The following is an 18,280-nucleotide window of genomic DNA, read 5'->3' on the forward strand; positions in this document are numbered from 1 at the left end:
TTATTAATCCTGGTTCAGGCCGCGGACACGCCTCATGTTGCACATAACGCCCTTGTAGGGAGCACCGAAGCCGAGCTTACCGATGTTCATGTGCGGAACGAGGCTGTTGAAGTTGGACTTCCAAACGCCGAACAGGTTGGGCTCCTCGCCGTCCTGCTCGGGGAACCACCAGCCATGAGCGCAGTTGATGATACCGGGCTTCATGCAGAAGGTGATCTCTGCCTTGAAGCGAGCAGAACCGAACATGTTGTAGACCTCGACCCAGTCGCCCTTGGTGATGCCGTACTCGGCAGCGGTCTCGGGGTTGATCTGGACCCACGGCCACGGATCGATCTGGCGCAGGGACGGAACCTGACGATGCTCCGAATGGAAGGAGCTGTAGCGACGCGAACCAGAGGTGGTGATCAGCGGATACTGACCAGCGAACTCAGGCTTGCTGATCTGCGAGTAGTTGGGCTCCTCGTAGTACGGCAGCGGATCCTCGCCCCAGGACTCGTACAGAATCGAGTAGGCCTCGATCTGACCAGTAATGGTGTTGAAGCCCGGCTCGCCGTCGAAGCGGAGCATGCCCTTGGCGTACTTCTCGTACTCGAAGCCATGGGCGCCCGGCTGATAGATGCCCTCCTCGCGGAACTCGTCGAAGGTCATGCCAAGCTCTGCCAGCTGATCGCTGTAGAACTGGACGACTGCCTTCTCCAGAGCGTCGCGGTCGAGCAGGCCACGATCCTTGCCAAGCAGCATAGGAGCGTACTCGCTGTGCTCGAGCGTGGAGACGTCGAGCGTGTCGCCGGCCGGCTTGTACCACGGCCACCACGTCGGGTTGAGGCGCTGGCCGAAGACGAGGCAGATCTCGACGTCGGACATGCACTCGCCAACCTGCAGGGCCTTGTTCATCGGGCCCATGAAGACGGTGTTGCGGCCATAGTGCGTGAGGCAGATACCATCATGCTCAGCCCAGGTGGACATCGGCAGGAAGTAATCGCCCACGGCCATAGCGGTCGGGGTCAGGAAGAGGTCCTGGATGACGCAGAACTCGATGCTCTCGCACAGAGCGTCATGCCAACGCTTGGGCTGAGCCGAGCAGGTGGGCGCCAGGAAGTTGGAGCTGTTGAACCAAGCCATGCGGAGCTGATACGGCTTGTGCGACTCCATGGTGTTCAGGGTCTCGTCCGGCTGAGTGGTAGCCATACCAGTGGACAGACCAGGCCACTCGGCAGCACCGATACGAAGCGACCAGACCTCGTCGGTCATAGCGCCGCGCTGCTCCATACGCCACTTGCCGAGGAGAGCGGACGGGGGACCGAGGGTCAGACCACCCGGGGTATCGATGGAACCGGTCATGGCAGCGAGAAGAATCATCGCCTGGGACAGCTGAACGCCGTTCTTGTTCTGGTCGAACGCCAGACCCCAAGCCCAGCCGATGGGACGCTCGGTGCCGAGGATGTGAGCGACGCGCTCAATCGTGGCGACATCGACCGTGGTGATCTCGGCGACCTTCTCGACGGGATACTCGGCAGCGCGAGCCTTGAGCTCGTCGAGGCCGTAGATCCACTGCTCCACGAACTCGTGATCATACTCGTCGTTCTGGAACATGAGGTTCATGACACCGAGTGCGAAGCAGGTGTCGGTCTGCGGACGGAGCTGGACGTTGATGTTGCCGTTGCGCGAACCCGGCCAGGTGATGCGGGGGTCAACGGAAATCAGGTGCGTGCCAAGCTTCATCATGTCGACGAGGACGTGACCGAAGAAACCGTCACCATTGGAGGGCAGCGGCTCCTTACCCCAAACGACAACCCACTTGGAGAGCTTGTACGCGGGATCCTCGAAACGACCAGGCAGGTGGCCTGCATAGTCGAGCTCGGGATAGCCAGCACCCAGGACGTAGTCAGCGATCGAGCAGCGCGGACCATAGCAGGACCAGCCAGACTGCGTGTAGCAGCAGTTGGGCGACTGCAGGACGGAGAACGTCAGAGCATAGTAGAAGATGCAAGCCTCACGACCGGTGCCACCAAAGCAGACGATGGACTCGGGACCATACGTGGTCTGGTAGTAGCGGACCTTCTCGCAAATCGTGTCGAGAGCCTCGTCCCACGTGGTGCGCTCCCACTTCATCTTGCCGCGATCCTCATAGGCGCGCTTCATGGGATAGATGACGCGGTCGGGGCTGTAGGTGTACTCGCGCAGAGCAAGGTTCATGGCGTTGACGCGACCCTGCGTAATGGGGTTGTCGTCGTCACCCTCGATGCGGATGAGACGGCCGCCATCGGTGATAACCTTAACGCCATATCCTACCGGGTGAGATCCCGGGGGAGACCAGGTGTTGCTGCGGGTAGCTACAGTGCCATCCTCGCGTGTAACTCGCCACTCTTTGCTGTAAGTTCCAGCCATAGTGTTACTCCTTTTCCTCAATTACCTTTTGGGAAAACTTGAAGCCCTCTTATGCGCCTGAAGCCAGATTTAAACTCTTGGCACATATATGTGGTGTGATTTGTAAAGAATCCCACTTCACATTCACTCCGCATAACCAACAACAGCAAGGCAACTACTTGCCTCCAAGAACACGGATGAGCTTAAACAGCTCAGGCGAACCTTGGGTTGGATTTTAGAGGGTAATGCCTCTAGTCAACCCTCCCTTCACGAATGTGATTGGGTAATGTGTGCCAGGACGCTCTTGTTTGCGATGGTGTCTGGGGCATCGAAAACGCAAATGACCTAGCGCTCCAAAATAATACCAGCTATCGTATAAAAAGCCTGAGTGAATAATGAGAATCTTTATCCTATTTAGAATATAATAATGAATCTGGTACGACCCCATACTAAACGCATTAGGTTTGCACGGTACCAGCGGTTCTCTGGCTATTTCAGGCTGATTTGCGTAGGGCACAGGTCAACGCAGGGACACTCGTCACAACGCGGCTTGCGCGCGATGCAATATTCCCTCCCGAAGCGTATCCATTGACTGTTTACGTTCTTCCACAGCTCGCTCGGCAAAAGAGACAGCAAGTCCTTTTCGACTTCGCCAGGCGTCTTCTTGTTTGAGAACTTGAGACGATGCGCGATGCGAAAAACATGTGTGTCGACGGCAATTCCCTCAACCTTGTCGAAGCATTCGTTCATGACGATGTTGGCGGTCTTGCGCCCCACGCCGGGAAGCTTCTGGAGCTCGTCCATTCCCTGCGGGACCTCGCCGTCGAAATCGGACATGATCATGCGGGCACAGTTAACGCAATTGCGCGCCTTGTTGTGATGAAAGCCAATGGTCCAGATAACCTTCTCGAGCTCGTCGACATCGGCCTGCGCCATCGCCTCGGGTGTTGACCAGCGTTCGAAAAGCTCGGGCGTAACCTTGTTGACGTTGGCATCGGTCGTCTGAGCGGAAAGCGCGACGGCTATCACGCACTGGAAGGGGTTGGCAAAATTGAGCGCGGGCGTGGGCTGCGGATAGAGCTCGTTCATGCGTGCGCAGAACTCGATGGCTCGCTCACGTTTCTTGGCTTTGGATTCGCGCGGCATTATGAGCCTCCCTAACGGCGAAATGAGAAATTTGCCCGAAGCAATTTCCTCATCATTTTAGTCAAGCGTGATGCCGGGCGGAAGCGTCGTGGGATCGATGGGCTCTGCGTCCTTCTTGGCAAAGGCGTCCGTTGCCGGCATGAAGATGAACTTGTAGAGCGATGGCCGCTGGTAAAAGCGCTCGAAAAGCTCGAGATCACGATAGAGACGCAGATACGGCAGGTAGGTGTTCCACTTCATCTTGACGACGCCGACCGGATTGAGCCCCTGGTGCACGAGGCTCCCGGCATTGTCCACATAGTAATAGAGCGCACGATCGAGCAGGGAAACGCGGTCGACCAGACGCACGTAATCGAGGATGAAGACGTGGTCCTCGCCAAACTGCATACGCGTATCGAAGCGCATGGAATGCTCCTCGATGATGGCACGCTTGAAGACCTTGTTCCACAACGAGGTGTAATAGAAATTTGACGGACGATGCGCCATGAAGGTCGCATACTTCTCGCGTGAGACCAACCCGACTGCCGGGCCGTGCTTGTACGACATCACATCGCCCTGCACGCGATAGAAATCGCAAACGACCAAGTCACACGAGGGGCTCGTCGCGGCTTGCATAAAGGCCTCGATGGCATCTGGCTCGATCCAATCGTCGGCATCGACGAAATACACCCAGTCGCCCGTGGCCACGTCGAGGCCGATGTTGCGTGAATCGGAGACGCCCGTATTGGGCTTGCAGATAAGATGGATGCGCGAATCGACGGCAACGTGCTCTTCGGCGATAGCGGCGGAACGGTCGGTGCTGCCATCGTCGATGAGGATGACCTCGATGTTGCGGTAGGTCTGCTCGAGAATGCCCCGAATCGCGCGCTCGAGCGTAGCCTGCGCGTTATAGAAGGACAGTATGACGCTGACCTTTGGGTTCACTTCTTCTCCCTTAGCCGCGCGAAGAAATCGCTCAACAGCGCGGCGCATTCGTTTTCGAGGACGCCTGATACTACCGCGAAGCGATGGTTCAGGCGAGTATCGTCATGTATTTGATACAAAGTGCCCAGTGCGCCTCCTTTGGAATCACACGCGCCGTACACACAACGATCAATACGCGACTGTTGCATGAGGCCGGCGCACATGAGGCAGGGCTCGAGCGTCACGTACACGGTGCAGCCGGAGAGTCGCCAGCGATCAAGCTCGCGTGCAGCCTGCTTGAGAGCGAGAAACTCCGCATGCCCTGCCGGGTCATGGTCGATCTCGCGCCGATTATGGGCCTGGGCGATGACCTCGCCCTCGTACGTGACAACGGCACCGATGGGCACCTCTCCAAGCTCCTGGGCCTTGAGCGCCTGCTCGATGGCAAGGCGCATGAAGCGGGTGTCATCTTGCTGCTGCGTCATGCGCGCGCTAGCCAAGCTCCGCTTCGCACAGGTCAAGCGCCGCGGCAATGCAAGGTGCCATGTCGTAGTACTTGTACGCGCCGAGACGGCCTGCGAAGACCACGCGGTCCTCCTTGCGCGCGAGCTCCGCATATTGCTCGTACAGGGCGTTGTTCTTCTCGTCGTTCATGGGATAGTACGGCTCGTCGCCCGGCTTCCAGTCGGCCGGATACTCGCGTGTGATGACCGTGTCGGGCAGGACATTGCCCTCCTCGTCCTTCATGAACTCGAAGTGCTTGTGCTCGATGATGCGCGTAAAGGGCTCGTCATGGCTCGTGTAGTTGATGACGGCATTACCCTGCCAGTTTTCCTCGCCCTCGAGCAGCTCGCTTTCGAAGCGCAGGCTGCGGTACTCGAGCGTGCCAAGCTCGTAGTCATAGAACTCGTCGATGGGACCGCAGTAGATGACGCGGTCGGCAATATCGGGCTCTTGCGCGATGAGATCCTTGTAGTCGCAGCTCAAGCGCACGTCGGTGCCCTCGAGCATGCGTTCGACCATCTTGGTGTAACCGCCGATGGGAATGCCCTGGTAGCGGTCGTTGAAGTAGTTGTTATCGAAGACGAGGCGCACCGGCAGGCGCTTGATGATGAAAGCGGGCAAATCCTTGCAATCGCGCCCCCACTGCTTCTCCGTGTACTCCTTCACGAGCTTCTCGAAGATATCGCGGCCTACGAGCGAGAGTGCCTGCTCCTCGAGGTTGGAGGGATCGGTGATGTGCTCGGCCGCGACTTGCTCGTCGATCTTGGCGCGCGCCTCGGCAGGCGTGGTCACGCCCCACATCTTGGAGAAGGTGTTCATGTTAAAGGGCAGGTTGTACAGCTCGCCATGATAGTTGGCTACGGGCGCATTGATGTAGTTGTTGAACTCCGCGAACTGGTTCACGTAATCCCAGACGCGTTTGTCGGAGGTGTGGAAAATATGCGCTCCGTACTCGTGAACGTTGATGCCATTGACCTTGCGCGTGTACACGTTGCCGGCGATATGGTCGCGCTTGTCGATGACGAGGCAGCTCTTGCCCGCCTTTTTCGCCTCATGCGCGAACACGGCACCCGTGAGGCCGGCGCCGACGATCAGATAATCATATTGAGCCATGAATAATCTCCTTCTCGAAAGTGCACGCGTTCAAGCATAGCGCAGATTATCCCCGACGCGAAACGCGATCCTCGAGGAATATCTTGCGCGTCACGAAGTTGAACACCATGACGAGGACGGTCGCCACGAGCTTGCCAGCCCATGCAGGCACGACAAAGACGCCCGAGCATAACCAGAGTATGAGTTGGTTGAGACCGAGGCCGACAACGCTGAGTACGAAAAAGATCACGAACTGCTGCGTGCGCGTCTGGCCCTGCTTGCCTGCAAACACATAGCGCATGCTCGCCATGTAGTTGAAGACGGTCGAAATGGTGAACGAAATGGCAGAGGCAACGAGATAATTGACCCCGAAGACATAGTCCATGAGCAGGAATAGCCCGTAGTCGATGCAAAAGGCAATGACACCGACAATGCCGAACTTGGCAAACTGGACGGTGAGCTCTCTTAGATAGGTATTCATGGATATATATTGTATCCAGTTTCAATAAAAGGGCGGCGTGTCATAGAATAGGCCTACAAGCGAACGGTAATCATAGGAGAGGTTCCGTGGCTTCACCCACCAAACAAATACACGAGACACGTGAGCTTAACGGCCGCATATGCGATGTGTACTACCAGGACTTCGACGCGAAGCTCTCGTTCGTGGTCCCCATCTACAACGCCGCCTACACCCTCGAGTGGGCACTCGGATCGCTCTTTGCGCAAAACTGCGATGGCAACGTCGAGATCGTCTGCGTGGACGATGGCTCGACTGATGACAGCCGCGAGATCGTCGAGCGCTTTGCCCGCGACCCCCGCGTCATGATCGTCTCGCATCGCGAGAACGCGGGCTACGGAGCCGCCATGAACGACGGCATCGCCGCCGCCCGCGGGGAGTGGATCGGCATTCTGGAACCAGACGATTACATCCTGCCCGGCATGGCCGCCAAGCTCATGGATGCGGCCGTGCACCATGATTGCGATATCGTGAAGACGCCCTATATCCGCGAGGTGCGCGAGCACGGTACGCTACGTGGGGATGCTCCCAAGGAGCACCTGCAGTGCAGCTATCGCCATCGCATCAACCCCCGGACCGAGGTGTTCACCATCACCGACCCGGGCGTGGTTCACATGCTGCGTCACCATCCCTCCATTTGGTCTGCCATCTATCGCAAGGGCTTCCTCGAGGAAAACGACATCAAGTTCCACGAGTATCCGGGGGCTGGCTGGGCCGATAACGAGTTCTTCTACGACACGCTCTTGCGCGGGCGCATCGTCTACATAGACGAGCCGTTCTACGTGTACCGCGAGGAGACGCGTCAGGAGGAGGACGCCTTCGCGCGCAAGAACAAGACGCTGCCCTTCGATCGTTGGCAATTGATGGCCGACATCATCGAGCGCCTCGGCATTACCGACGAGGGCGTGCTCAAAAGCCACATCAGCAAGGGCTTCACCTACTTCAACGGCCAGTACCGTTCCAATGGCGATGACCCCCAAGTCCTCGAAGCGGCCCATGCCATGTTCGACCGCATGGACCCCGCGCTCGTGGCAAGCGAGCCTAAAATCAATCCTGCCCTCAAAGCGCAATTCGCCGAGTATCGCGGTATACCAGTCAAGAACTCGCGTCTGCGCTTTGGCATGGGCCTTGCGAGCGAGTTCGCTTACCGCGTGCGCTCCAACGGCCTCGATTACGCCATCCGCTGCACTAAAGACTATCTGTAGACCCCAAGGAGACACGAGTGAGCAACGCAAAGATCGCCGTCGTGACGCAAGCCGTGAAGCTCGCCGACGAGACCGCCGGCCTCAACCGCACCTCCTATATCGCCGAGCTGCTTGCCAAGGAGGGCTACGAGGTCGACTTGCTCACCTCGACCTTCCAGCATTGGGAGAAGAAGCGCCGCAACATCGTTGACCCCAAGTACCATGAGCTGCCCTACGAGGTCATCTTCATCGAGGAGCCCGGCTATAGCTCCAACATCAATCCCGCACGCATATACAGCCAGGGCGTCTTCAGCAAGAATCTGCGCCGCTACCTCGAGCGCTACGGGACGGATTACGACCTTGTCTGGTGCCAGATCCCGCCCAACAACATCGCAGCCGATGCAGGCAGCTTTGCACGCGAGCACGACATCCCCTTCGTCGTCGATATCAATGACCTATGGCCCGAGGCCATGAAGATGGTTGCGGACATTCCGGTGTTGAGCGACTTCGCCTTCAGCGGATTCCAGCGCGATGCGGCCATCGCCTACGCCTCCGCTTCGGCCGCCGTCGGTACCTCGCACGAGTACACGCACCATTGTCTGCAGGATATCCCGCACCTCACCGTGTATGTGGGCGGCGATATCGCCTACTTCGACGAGGGCGTTGAGCGCCACACCCCCTCCATCACCAAAGGCGATGACGAGTTCTGGGTCATCTACGCCGGTTCGCTTGCCCGCAGCTATGACGTGGCGACGCTCATCCGCGCCTGCGAGCTTGCAGAGCCCGTCATTGCCGAGGAGCTCGGCAAGCGGCTCAGCCTCTACATCCTCGGTGACGGCCCCAACCGCCCGGGCCTCGAGAAGCTTGCCGAGGACATCGATGCACCCGCCGTGTTCACGGGCTACGTGGATTACCAGATCATGGCCGCACACCTCAAGGCAAGCGATGTCCTCGTCAACTCGCTCATCAAAGGCGCCCCCCAGTCGATCGTCTCCAAGATTGCCGACTATCTGTGTGCGGGACGTCCCATCATCAACACGGGCGAAAGCCAGGAATTCAAGGACAAGTGCACGCAGGACGGCTTTGGCGTGAACGTCGAGCCAGAGAACGCGGCCGAGCTTGCGGGCGCCATCATCGCGCTCGCGCAAGACGAAGACGCCTGTGATGAGATGGGCATGCGCGGCCGCAAGATTGCCGAGGAGCAATTCGATCGCCCCGTCGCCTATCGCGCAATTGTGGAGCTGGTCAACGACCTGCTGGGGTGAGCGGCCGCTAGATGCCCTGGCGGTAGGCCTCGCAGACTTCCATGACGTCGCCCTGCATGCGGCCAACGCCCTTCTCGATCCAAAGGGCGCGCTCGCACACGCGCTCGACCTGCTCGATGGAATGCGAGACGAAGAGCAGCGTCGTCCCATGCGAGACGAGCTCCTTGATACGGTTCTCGCACTTCTCCTGGAAGCGGAAATCGCCAACCGAAAGCGCCTCGTCGACGACGAGGATGTCGGGCGTGGTGACCGTGGCGATGGCGAAGGCGATGCGCGCGACCATACCCGACGAGTAGTTCTTGATGGGCATGTCCTGGAAATCGCGAATCTCGGCGAAGTCGATGATGCTCTCGTACTTCTCGTCCATGAACTTCTTGCTGTAGCCCAGCAGCGCACCGTTGAGGTAGACGTTCTCGCGAGCCGTGAGCTCGAAGTCGAAACCGGCACCCAGCTCGATGATGGGCGCGATGGTGCCATTGACGGTAACCGTGCCATTGGAAGGCTCGAGCACACCGGCAACAAGTTTGAGAAGCGTGGACTTGCCGGAACCGTTGCTGCCGACGACGCCGTAGACCTCACCGCGGTTGATGGTGAAGGAGATGTCCTTGAGGGCCTTGAACTCCTCGAAGAAGAGCTCGCGGCGCACGAGCTTGATGAAGTACTCCTTGAGGTTGTTGAGTTGCTCGCTCGCGATGTTGAAGATCATGTCGACATGGTCGAAGACGATGACCGGATCATCGCTCTTCGCACCCGGATCCTTCTCGACCCACGTCTCGGTCTTTTGCAGTTCCTCGGCCATGGACTCCCCTACACGTACAGGATGAACTTCTTCTCGGTCTTGCGGAAGACGAGAAGGCCGACGGCAAAGGTGATGACAGCCATACCCAGGCAAATGAGATGCTCCGTGCCGCTGGGGAGGACGCCGTACATCATGATGTCGCGGAAGTAGGTCACGTAATGGTACATGGGATTGAAGAGCATGACCTGCTGCATCCACGGCTCGAGCAGGTCCATGGGGTAAAACAGCGGAGTGGCGTAGGTCCAGGCCGTGATGAAGACCTCCCAGATATGGAAGACATCGCGAAAGAACACACCGAGGGCCGAGAGCAAGAGGCCCAATCCCATGCTGAAGAGCACGACGAACAGCAGGAGGACGGGCAGCAAGATGATCTGCCAGGAGGGAAAGACCTGGAGGTAGATCATGACGCAGACGGCCGCGATAAGCGAGAAGACGAAATTGACCAGGGCAAAGATGACCTTCTCGATGGGGAAGATCGCCTTCTCGATGCGGATCTTCTTGATGAGCGACGAGGAATCGACGATGGAGGTCATGGCCGTGCACGTGGCCGTGCTCATGAGGCCGAACAGGATGTTTCCCAGAATGAGGTACAGCGGGAAATGCTCGATGTTGAACTTGAACATGTAGGAGAACACCGCCGTCATGATGACCATCATGAGCAGCGGGTTGAGCACGGACCACAGGATGCCCAGGACGCTGCGGCGGTACTTGCGCTTGAAGTCCTTGGAGACGAGGGCAGAGAGCACGCCCCAGTTCTTCTTGAACTCGCTGCGCGTCATATCGCTTTGTACGCTCGTTGCCATACTTGAAACAACCTCTGCCCAGTTTCCACGCTAGACGTTGTACATGAACTCGAAGACGTCCTCGCGCTGGATGACGACCTGCAGGTTGAGCGCCTCGCCATCGCGGGCGAGCAGCTCCTGCACCTTGTTGAAGCTTGCAACGTCCTCGTCGAGCGTGACGAGCATGGTCATCGAGAAAATGTCGTTGAGGACATTCTGCTGGATGTCGTCGATGTTGGCGCCGCAATCGGCAAGCGTCGTGGCAATGGTCGCGACAATGCGGCTGCGATCCTTGCCCAGGACGGTCACGACGGTTCTCGTTGGAGTCATCTTGTTCCCTTCAGATTTTCGTAACGCACATGGTACCGCAAATGCTCGCATGCGCCACCCACGCATTCGCATATGGAGAGGGGTTTTCGCCCACGGAAGGCGCTACTCACCGACGTTGAGAATTGACTCCCGGAGCGACTCGCTCAGATGCGCGCAAGGCGCGGTGTCCTTCCAGTTCTCGGGAGGCAGGCTGGGAATGGCGACGATGAAGACCGCGCCGTGACCAGCCAGATTGGCCGCTTGCACGGTGCCGCCCATCGCCTCGGCAAGCGCCTTGACGATGGCAAGCCCCAGGCCACTGTTGCCGCTGCCCTTGAAGCGCGCGCGACTCTGGTCGGCACGATAGAAGCGATCGAAGAGATGCTCGGGTGACTCGTCGCCGAAGCCCGGCCCGTCATCCTTGACGGCGATGACCGAATGGCCCTCGTTGCAGGCAATCTCGACGCGCACGTGGCCACCCTCGCCCGCAAAGCGACTCGCGTTCTCGATGAGGTTCACGAGGATCTGGTTGAGCGCGTCTGCATTGCCCATGACGTCCGGAGCCTCGCCCACCACGGTGAGGTTCACGCCGCGCTCCTCGACAAGTCCTTGCATGAGCAGGGCGCAGTTATCGGCGATGGCGCGCAGATTGATGCGCGTGAGCTCCATGTTTTCGCCCTCGGCCCGTTGCAAGGTGAGCAGATCATTGGCCAGGCGCGTGAGGCGATCGCACTCCTTGATGATCTGGTCGAGGAAGCGCTGCTGCAGCTGCTCGGGAACGTCCCCCTCGAGCAAGGTCTCGGCCGCGCCGCGAATGGCGGTGAGCGGCGTACGGATTTCGTGACTCACGTCACTCACGAATTGCGCCTGGCGAGCCTCCTCGCTGCGCATCTCGTTGATGGTCTCGCGTATGAACGCGCGGACCTCGTGTGGCGGATCTGCCTGCTCGAAGAAGCGCAGGACCTCGGGCGGGACCTCCCCACCGAACATATCCTGCGAATCGATCCTGTTGCCCGTATCACCTGCAACCACGGCAGCCTCCTCGGCTCTATCGGTTCTTCTCGTAGATGAGCCGCAGGCCATGCAAGGTCAGACGCGACTCGCGACGTGTGATGGTCTGGGAAAGCTCGGTGATCATGCCCGAGAAGCCGCCCGTCGCAATGACGGGCGCCTCGTAACCGAGCTCGTCGAAGATGGCGCGAACAAGGCCGTCGATGCGTGCGACCTCGCCGAAGATGATACCCGAGCGCATGGCGTCTATCGTGTTGGTGCCAATCGCATGGGCGGGCTCGACGATGTCGACCTGCGGCAGGCGAGCTGCATGGGTGAACATGGCATCTGCACCCGTGCCCATGCCAGGCGCGATGATGCCGCCCATGAAGCGACCCTTCTCGTCGATAACCTCGATGTTGGTCGTGGTTCCCAGGTCGACGACCACGACAGGCGCGCCCTCGAGCTTGATGGCGGCAATGGCATCGGCCACGCGGTCGGCGCCGATCTCGGCCGGGTTGTCGTAGCGCATCGCGAGTCCCGTCTTGATGCCGGGCCCCACGATGATGGGCTCGCGCCCGGTGATGCTTCGTGCGACGCTCGCCCAGCACTCGGTAAGCGCCGGCACGACCGAGGCGATGACCACGTCATCGCAAGACGAGATGTCGATATCGTTGAGCCCGAATTGCCCGACGAGCGAAAGCCTCACCTCATCGGCGGTATCTTGCGCGCGCGTCGTGAAGACCCAGTGGGCCACGAGCTCCTCGCCCTCGAAGAGGCCCATGGCGGTTTGCGTGTTTCCGATGTCCACGGTCAGAAGCATGCATTCTCCATCTCTCAAAACAGTTTCATTACAGCGTAGCGCGAACTCTCCTTCAGCGCATACAATAGAATGTAATCGTAACAGGTAATGGTTGAGTGGAGCTTACCATGGATGAAAAAAGCGAACAGAGAATACTCGTCGTTGACGACGAGCAGGCAATAACCGATTTCGTCAGCTTTAACCTTTCGAAGGAGAACTACAAGGTCGATGTCGCCCATAATGGCAACGAGGCCGTCGATATGGCCAACGCCAACGATTATGACCTCGTGATTCTCGACGTCATGCTGCCCGGTATCGACGGCTACGAGGTGTGCCGCCGCATCCGCACGAAGAGCAACGTGCCCGTGCTGTTTCTATCGGCACGTGATACGGAGCTCGACAAGGTCGTCGGGCTCGAGCTCGGCGGCGATGATTACCTAGCCAAGCCCTTTGGCATCCGCGAGCTGCTTGCCCGCGTACACGCGCTGCTGCGCCGTGCTCCGCAAGAAGCCGACACAAGCGCTGACGGCGTGCGCGTCCTCGACATTAGCGGCATCCATCTGGATGAGGCAGGGCATCATGCCACCTTCGAGGGCAAGGACATCGAGCTCACGCCGCGTGAGTTCGAGCTGCTGGTCACGCTCATGAGCCATGCGGGTACCGTGCTGGGCCGCGAGCAGCTGCTGCGCGAGGCGTGGGACTGGCAGTACGTCGTCGAGACCAAGACGGTGGACACGCACATCAAGCGCCTGCGCGACAAGCTGGCGAGCGTCGGGCTGGATCCCAACGTCATCGAGACCGTGCGCGGCTATGGCTATAGGTTCGTGAAGGACTTCAAGAACAAGTAGCGGTGCGGAAGATACGCTACGGCGAGAGCGGGTGGGCGCAATGCGCCTGCCCGCTTTTTTTCATGTGGGGAGAATTCGTTTTTTCGGTGTCGCTGCATTCGTTTTTTTCGGAAACACCCTGTCACCCCGCATCATTCGATGACGAAAGCATGCAGATCGATGCCGTTGTCCTCGGCCGTCTTGCAGAGCTCCTCGCCGGACATTTAATGTGTGGATGCAAATAGCGAACATCTGTTCGTTTTAATGATACAATTCATGTGCTGGCGAGATGAGTTCTCGCCTGTAGCCAAATGTAATGTATAAGCATTTTAGTTATACAAAAACATTTTATAAAAATGTATAATACTAAGGGGCAAAATGGAAGATGATGTGATAGTTCATTCTCGGGTTCATGATCGTCATCCAGAGATTTCAGATGAAGATGCTGTCTCAGCCTGGCGCAATGCCTTTGCCATACAGGTGAGAGAGTACGGTTCGCCGGAATTCTACATTGCCGCAGGTGCAGACAAGAAGGGACGCATTCTGGAGCTGGCGGCAACAGAGCTTGATTGTGGATCAATATTGATCTATCACGCCATGAAGATAACGGCGAAGATGCGTGAGGAACTCGGGTTGTAGAGGAAGGTCCAAGATGGAATACAGGACAAAGAGCGGTCGCGTTCTTACCGATGCCATGATCGAGGAGCTCGCAGCCCAGGCAGAGCGCGGAGACTACCCCGGCAAGGCCGGCAAGATGCTCGTAGCGCCCCAGGGCAGGCCTCCCCTATGTGATGAGGAGCTAGTGACCGTTGCGTTCAAGATTCCGCGATCCTTTCGGGACAAACTCGACAAGGCCGCACACGGGAAGAACGAGTCACGATCCCAATTCCTGCGAGAGGCGCTCGAGGCGGCACTGGGCTGAAGAAGATCCAGAAATAAGGCGTCACTCGATGACGAAGGCGCGCAGGTCGATACCGTTGTCCTCGGCCGTCTTGCAGAGCTCCTCGCCGGACATCGAGTCGACGTCGGCAAGGTCGAGGATGGCCGCGGGAAAGCCACCCGTCATGGCGGTACCGTTTCGTCAAACGCGATGGGACGCATGCCGGGCGGGATATATGCGAAGAATCAACCATCTATTCGCGCCCGCAAAAAAAAGGACCGGCCCCTGAGGACCGGTCCTTGCATGCCGTCGGTTATGTAGTTGGCGTCTAGCGTCCGAACGGATTGAAGTTGAACCCGAAACCGTTGCCACTGTTCCCGCCGTTGCCGCTATTGTTCTGCACCGGAGCGCCGCCATCGGCATACTCGCTGGGATTCATGTCGTCGGCACCCAGCGTTGCCGTGGTGGTCGCCTCCTGGCCGTTGCGCACGTAGGTGATCTGGATCGTATCGCCGGCGTTTTTGGAGCTCACGGCGATGCTCACGTCATTGGGGCTTGCCATGTCCTCGCCGTCGATCCTCGTGATCACGTCACCGGTGCGAAGACCCGCAGTCGCGGCAGCCGTGTCCTTGTAGACGCTCGTCACGGCCACACCCGCGGGCTCGGTCGAGGCTGCCATGGTGATGCCCAGGAAGGCATGGGTGACCGGCTGGCCGGCGATGATCTGCTCGGCGACACGCTTCACGGTGTTGGACGGGATGGCAAAGCCCAGGCCCGCGCTCGACTGCGAGGTCGAGGAGATATAGGTGTTGATGCCGATAAGCTCGCCCCTGTCGTTGACGAGCGCGCCACCGGAGTTGCCCGGGTTGATGGCCGCATCGGTCTGGATCATGTCGGTGTAGACGGAGCTCGAGCCCGTGCCGCTTTGCAGCACGTCGGAGCGGTACATCGCCGAGACGATGCCGGTGGTGACCGTCTGCTCGTAGCCATAGGGTGCACCGATGGCCATAACCCACTCGCCAACGCTGAGGTCGGCCGAGTCGCCCCACTCCATGGGGACCAGGCCCGTGGCCTTGATGCTGACAACCGCCAGATCGCTCTTGGCGTCCTGACCGATGACCTGCGCCTCGTAGCTGGCATCGCCAATCGTGACCGTCACACGCGAGGCGCCGTTGACGACGTGGCTGTTGGTGACGATGTAGTAGGTGTCGCCCTGGCTCGAGATGACAACGCCGCTGCCGAGGGAGGAAGGCTGGTTGGAGGAACTGCTCGTCCCGAAGAACGGGTTGGACGAGCCGCTATCGGAGTACACGTAGATGGTCGCCACGGAACCAAGGCACTTGGCCGCCACGGCCTCGGCAAGGGTCACATCGTCCTCGTCGGGGCTGATGACGACGTTGCCGTTGCTGGAGGTCACCGTCGCACCCTTGAAGGCGTCGAGCACGGGGGTGAAGCTACCCAGGCACAGGACGAGCGCGACGGAGACGACGCCGCCGAGCAATCCGTAGAGGAACGACCTGAGGCCGCCCTTGGAGTCCTTGGACTTGGGCTGCTTTGTCTTGGGGGCACTCTGATTGGTGACAGGGGGTGTGGATGGCGGTGTGACGGGAGGTGCGCTTTGCGCGCCCTCGGGGGGAACCGGCCTATCGGAGCCGCTTTGATTCATGTTAAGCCCTCACTTTCGAGCGAATAAACCTGCGTGTTGTCATAGTAGCCTTTGTGGAGAAGAATCGCCCCGCGCAGTGGTGCATTAACACGAAACCGTAACAAAGGGGCGCGTCGTCTCCGCGCACGATGATACGACCCGAAGCTTGAACAAAGATTGAAAGGCGGACTAGGCGAAGAGGGGCACCTCACCGCGAAGAAACGACTCAACAGGGCAATCGGCAGAGCCAACGACCAGCGTACGTGCCTCGGGAAACCTGTTCACGAAAGCCGTCAGTCCCTTGAGCGATTTAATACGTCCGCTCTTCACCTCTATGGCCATCGTCGACCCGCCTTGCGAAAGCACGAAGTCCACCTCGTTTGCGCCATCCCTCCACCAATGGACCTCGAAATGCTCGGCCTTCGAGCGCGCGAGAAGAAACGCCCCGACGGCGCTTTCCACCAGATGGCCGCGGCGCTCGGCATCGCTCAGGAGGAAGTCCCGGTACATGCCATAAGATGCCGTCATCAAAGACGTGTCGTAGACCATGAAGCGAGGTGAGCTCGCCTTTTCGCGGATGAGCTTGGGGTCGAACTTGCTCAGGCCGCAGAGCAGCCCCGCATCATTGAGTAGGTCCAGATAACGGGCTAGCGTGGTGGTGTTTCCCGCATCGTCGAGCTGTCCCATGATCTTTCTGTAGGAAAGCTCCTGGGCCGAGCTTGCTGCCCCGAGCCTGAACAGGCGCTGCATGAGAGCCGGCTTGCGCACTTCCTCCAACGCGACGACGTCCTTCGATATGCTCGGCTCTATGACGGAGTCGTTCATGTAATCAAGCCAACGCTCCCTGTCGTCCTTTAGCGGAGCGCTGCCGGGATAGCCGCCAAAGAACAGATACTCATCTAAGGTATAGCCAAAGGCGACCTCGCATTCGGAAAAGCTCCAGTGCGTGCTTCGGATGATCTCGAAACGTCCCGTAAGTCCCTCTTTGAGACCATGTTGGATCAACAGCGAGGATGACCCGCTCAGCACCACGCGCAGGTCCACCCCGCTCCAGGCATCCTCGTCCCATAGCTCCTTGACGACGGACGACCACTGGTCGACGATTTGGATCTCGTCTATGACGAGCAGGGCCGATGGATTCCTCTCGTTGATCAGGGTCCGAGCCTGCTGCCACTGCGCACGGAGCCAATCGCGGCTCGAGAAGTCAACGCTTGCAAGCGCCGTGTGCACCGGAATGTCGATGTGCGCGAGGGCCTGCCGAATCGCGGTGCTCTTGCCCGTCTGACGGGGTCCGATGAGCATCTGAATGAACCTGCGTGGTTCCCCCATACGTTTGACGAGCGTCTTCACGATGGGCCGTTGATAGGATGGCAGAGTCATTGGACCTCCTATTGAGCAATTTTGCTCAATAGTAGCGCAAATTTGCTCAATAGGACAGTGAGAGATTTCTCGACTCCGCTGCGCTTCGCTCGAAATGACAGTTGTAGGGACGAGACACATTGGACAGGTACATCTGTCTCACTGCATGCAGTGAGACAGATGTACCTGTCCAATGTGTCTCGTCCCTACTCGAACTCTTCGCGCTCGGCTATCTTGCCTGAGAGAATGCGCTCCTGGGCATCGGCAAGCTCCTCGGGTGTGTTCACGTTGATGAAGCATCCGCCACGCGGCTCGGCTTCGGCAACGCGCTGCCCGTCGAACTCCACGACGTCGATCTTGTCGAGCCAGGCATTTGCTTTGGCCTCGCCCGCCTCCGTCGCCTCGTGGATGACGGGCAGGCAGCTCGAGCGCCGGTAAACGCCATGGAAGGGCTCGTAGCCATGCTTCGTCTTGGGGACGGCCGCATCGGCACCCTCCTCCATCAGGGCCTCGAGCTCGGCACTTATGAGATTGCGCGAGGGGAAGATCATGTCGCATGCGACAAGCGCCACGTACTCGTTGGATGCCGCGTTGACAGCCGTGTAGACGCCGCGCAGGGCACCTCGCTGGTCGTACTCATCGGTGACGAGGCGAATCTTTCCGAGTTCGACCAGATCGTCGAGGAAATCGAGGTTTTCGGGCTCGTTGGTGGTGATGATGAATTCGTCTGCCAGCGGAAGCAGACGATTGATGCCGCGCCAGATGAGCGGCTCTCCCAAGAAGGGAACAGTGGCCTTGCTGCGGCCCATGCGCCGTGATTCGCCGCCTGCCTGCAAGACGATGGTCAGGTTACCGCTTTTGCTCATGAGCCCTCCGCTCAACTTGCCACGCGTAGGCCGCGTCGAGACG

At 59.0% G+C, this 18,280-nt stretch carries 20 protein-coding genes; 5 read left to right on the plus strand and 15 right to left on the minus strand.

The window, feature by feature from the left end; translation table 11 throughout:
* Positions 1-3: 3 nt before the first annotated feature.
* The 6 genes from OIM11_08770 to OIM11_08795 form a co-directional block, all read right to left on the minus strand.
* Positions 4-2,388, minus strand: a complete 2,385-nt coding sequence (locus OIM11_08770; protein HJJ01211.1) for a molybdopterin-dependent oxidoreductase — start codon at positions 2,386-2,388, stop codon at positions 4-6.
* 468 nt (positions 2,389-2,856) lie between these two features.
* Complete coding sequence (gene nth, locus OIM11_08775; protein ID HJJ01212.1) at positions 2,857-3,513, minus strand: endonuclease III; 657 nt, start codon at positions 3,511-3,513, stop codon at positions 2,857-2,859.
* 57 nt (positions 3,514-3,570) lie between these two features.
* A complete protein-coding gene (locus OIM11_08780; protein HJJ01213.1) occupies positions 3,571-4,437 on the minus strand; it encodes a glycosyltransferase family 2 protein in 867 nt (288 codons plus the stop codon).
* The gene (gene tadA, locus OIM11_08785; GenBank protein HJJ01214.1) at positions 4,434-4,901 is read right to left on the minus strand and encodes a tRNA adenosine(34) deaminase TadA; all 468 of its coding nucleotides are present in this window, start codon (positions 4,899-4,901) and stop codon (positions 4,434-4,436) included. Before tadA ends, OIM11_08780 begins: the two co-directional genes overlap by 4 nt.
* A gap of 7 nt (positions 4,902-4,908) precedes the next feature.
* Positions 4,909-6,033, minus strand: a complete 1,125-nt coding sequence (glf, locus tag OIM11_08790) for a UDP-galactopyranose mutase (GenBank protein ID HJJ01215.1) — start codon at positions 6,031-6,033, stop codon at positions 4,909-4,911.
* 46 nt (positions 6,034-6,079) lie between these two features.
* Positions 6,080-6,493 (minus strand): GtrA family protein, encoded by a 414-nt coding sequence (locus OIM11_08795; GenBank protein HJJ01216.1) that lies wholly within the window; start codon positions 6,491-6,493, stop codon positions 6,080-6,082.
* Positions 6,494-6,579: 86 nt separating this feature from the next.
* Here OIM11_08795 and OIM11_08800 point away from each other — a divergent pair, with 86 nt between their 5' ends.
* The gene (locus OIM11_08800) at positions 6,580-7,734 is read left to right on the plus strand and encodes a glycosyltransferase (GenBank protein HJJ01217.1); all 1,155 of its coding nucleotides are present in this window, start codon (positions 6,580-6,582) and stop codon (positions 7,732-7,734) included.
* A gap of 17 nt (positions 7,735-7,751) precedes the next feature.
* The gene (locus OIM11_08805; protein ID HJJ01218.1) at positions 7,752-8,978 is read left to right on the plus strand and encodes a glycosyltransferase; all 1,227 of its coding nucleotides are present in this window, start codon (positions 7,752-7,754) and stop codon (positions 8,976-8,978) included.
* A gap of 7 nt (positions 8,979-8,985) precedes the next feature.
* Here the strand turns inward: OIM11_08805 and OIM11_08810 are convergent, their stop codons facing one another.
* The 5 genes from OIM11_08810 to OIM11_08830 form a co-directional block, all read right to left on the minus strand.
* Complete coding sequence (locus OIM11_08810; GenBank protein ID HJJ01219.1) at positions 8,986-9,684, minus strand: ABC transporter ATP-binding protein; 699 nt, start codon at positions 9,682-9,684, stop codon at positions 8,986-8,988.
* A 101-nt stretch (positions 9,685-9,785) separates the two neighbouring features.
* Positions 9,786-10,580 carry an ABC transporter permease gene (locus OIM11_08815; protein HJJ01220.1) on the minus strand — a complete coding sequence of 265 codons (795 nt, stop codon included), beginning with the start codon at positions 10,578-10,580 and terminating at the stop codon, positions 9,786-9,788.
* A 30-nt stretch (positions 10,581-10,610) separates the two neighbouring features.
* On the minus strand, positions 10,611-10,889 hold the full coding sequence (locus OIM11_08820) for an ACT domain-containing protein (protein HJJ01221.1): 279 nt from the start codon (positions 10,887-10,889) through the stop codon (positions 10,611-10,613).
* Between the two features lie 102 nt (positions 10,890-10,991).
* The gene (locus tag OIM11_08825) at positions 10,992-11,900 is read right to left on the minus strand and encodes a HAMP domain-containing histidine kinase (GenBank protein HJJ01222.1); all 909 of its coding nucleotides are present in this window, start codon (positions 11,898-11,900) and stop codon (positions 10,992-10,994) included.
* Positions 11,901-11,916: 16 nt separating this feature from the next.
* Entirely contained in the window at positions 11,917-12,681 is a 765-nt protein-coding gene (locus OIM11_08830; GenBank protein ID HJJ01223.1) for a type III pantothenate kinase, read from the minus strand.
* A 107-nt stretch (positions 12,682-12,788) separates the two neighbouring features.
* On the opposite strand from OIM11_08830, the gene OIM11_08835 reads away from it, so the two are divergent.
* From OIM11_08835 to OIM11_08845, 3 genes are all read left to right on the plus strand, one after another.
* Positions 12,789-13,508 (plus strand): response regulator transcription factor, encoded by a 720-nt coding sequence (locus tag OIM11_08835; GenBank protein ID HJJ01224.1) that lies wholly within the window; start codon positions 12,789-12,791, stop codon positions 13,506-13,508.
* Between the two features lie 357 nt (positions 13,509-13,865).
* Positions 13,866-14,126: a hypothetical protein gene (locus tag OIM11_08840; protein HJJ01225.1), complete on the plus strand. Its 261-nt coding sequence runs from the start codon at positions 13,866-13,868 to the stop codon at positions 14,124-14,126.
* Positions 14,127-14,139: 13 nt separating this feature from the next.
* The gene (locus OIM11_08845; GenBank protein ID HJJ01226.1) at positions 14,140-14,409 is read left to right on the plus strand and encodes a ribbon-helix-helix domain-containing protein; all 270 of its coding nucleotides are present in this window, start codon (positions 14,140-14,142) and stop codon (positions 14,407-14,409) included.
* A 21-nt stretch (positions 14,410-14,430) separates the two neighbouring features.
* Here OIM11_08845 and OIM11_08850 read toward each other — a convergent pair whose 3' ends face one another.
* From OIM11_08850 to OIM11_08865, 4 genes are all read right to left on the minus strand, one after another.
* A complete protein-coding gene (locus tag OIM11_08850; GenBank protein ID HJJ01227.1) occupies positions 14,431-14,553 on the minus strand; it encodes a hypothetical protein in 123 nt (40 codons plus the stop codon).
* Between the two features lie 142 nt (positions 14,554-14,695).
* Complete coding sequence (locus tag OIM11_08855) at positions 14,696-16,033, minus strand: trypsin-like peptidase domain-containing protein (GenBank protein ID HJJ01228.1); 1,338 nt, start codon at positions 16,031-16,033, stop codon at positions 14,696-14,698.
* Between the two features lie 168 nt (positions 16,034-16,201).
* Positions 16,202-17,392, minus strand: coding sequence for an ATP-binding protein (locus OIM11_08860; protein ID HJJ01229.1), 1,191 nt, complete (start codon positions 17,390-17,392; stop codon positions 16,202-16,204).
* 185 nt (positions 17,393-17,577) lie between these two features.
* Complete coding sequence (locus OIM11_08865) at positions 17,578-18,237, minus strand: molybdenum cofactor guanylyltransferase (protein ID HJJ01230.1); 660 nt, start codon at positions 18,235-18,237, stop codon at positions 17,578-17,580.
* Positions 18,238-18,280 lie beyond the last annotated feature (43 nt).

This window comes from Coriobacteriaceae bacterium, from assembly GCA_025992705.1.
Classification (GTDB): Bacteria; Actinomycetota; Coriobacteriia; order Coriobacteriales; family QAMH01; genus QAMH01.